This window comes from Vibrio sp. Vb0937 (assembly GCF_033338855.1).
In genome coordinates this window covers 1-1338 of sequence record NZ_JAWOTK010000223.1, presented here as the reverse complement: position 1 = coordinate 1338, position 1338 = coordinate 1, and the positions used below count along the sequence as shown (strand labels likewise).

The following is a 1338-nucleotide window of genomic DNA, read 5'->3' as shown; positions in this document are numbered from 1 at the left end:
TCAAACTCGATTCCCGTTAAAAACGTTAAAAACACACCCGCCCACGTCATAAACGTCATTTTGTTTGCTTTTAGCTCGTTCTTGGTTGAAAAATGAACATTGATATGTGTCGCAGTTTATATCCGTGTTTTTCTTGTGTGTTAGTGGTTGCTAACATTGAGGTTTAGGTGTTTAAGGGGTTCTTTCTGTCTTTGTAAGGTTCGGAGATCTAGCTCACATGCGCTGAAAGCGTTAATTAATCAGGTGAAATTTAATCTGCCGTTCTGTTGTGATTGACTTCGCAATCTCTGTCAATTGTTGGTCAATTTCCGTTTGGAATATGAAAAATCGTCTTTTTTACCCGCGAAATTAAGGGGGGGATGATGCTTTTTTTACAAGAAAAATGAAGTCTAATTTCCCATTTATCAAAGAAGAGTGGCGGGTTGATAAATAGTGCAATACAACACTTTTTAGCTACGGTGTCTTTTCGTTTTAAGAAGAGGAGAGTTCCGCCGGAGCCGCTAGGAAATGAGCTCAATTAAGAAGAGTGCTTGAGGCCGTCGCTAAGATTAATGGTGTTTGTGAAAATGTCAGCTCGTACTAGTTCGTTGAGTGCATAGGAGCATACATTCACCGTTTACATGTCGTGCATTTTGTTTTTTGAGAGGGGAGAGTGCGTACCACCCATAGGCAGAAAACAATAGGTATAAAAAGCCCCGCATTGAGCGAGGCTTGTATTTTATGAGAGGTTTAGCTAGTGAGCAGTCTTTGCAATTTGTCGCGCTGTGCTTCGATGTAAGCACGTTCAGGGCTCTGTTCTTTACAGTGTTCAAGAATAAACTCAATTGAACTCAGAACCGTTCTCCAGCGCGGTGTTTTAGGCAGAGTTTCGATACGCATGTATTTATCGAGCGTGCGGGTTTGCAGTGTGCTTCGGTCGAGGTAGACGCGCCACAGTCCACTTTGTTCGGCAAACGCAAATTTACTTTCACCCGTAACAGACTCCCAATAGTCCAATGCATGCGTCATGGCATCGACCAACACTTCACGCATCAAATCTTGCTTATCTTTTTTGTTGCCCAAAGCCTTATCAGCCAAACGAGTAAACTCGCCACCAAGCTCTTTGAGTTTCTGCAACTGGTCTCTATCACCATCGAATGCATAACTTGAGAGTACTTCTACCGCAGTTTCTAGGTTATGAATACGCGCGGCGTTAGCTCCACCACCGACATTAAAGATGTACATCACATCTAAGCCAGAGCCTTCTGGCAGTTTTAGAATGTCGGCTTCAATGTTTTGACGAATATCCTCACTGTAGATATCAATCTTGCCGCAATAATGAGGCTGCTTCCCCGTCAA

1 pseudogene is annotated in these 1338 nt (G+C 43.0%); it reads right to left on the bottom strand.

Going from position 1 to position 1338, the window contains the following annotated elements:
- Positions 1-729: 729 nt before the first annotated feature.
- Positions 730-1338 (bottom strand): annotated as a pseudogene (locus tag R7P67_RS24605) (hybrid sensor histidine kinase/response regulator); the annotation flags it as partial.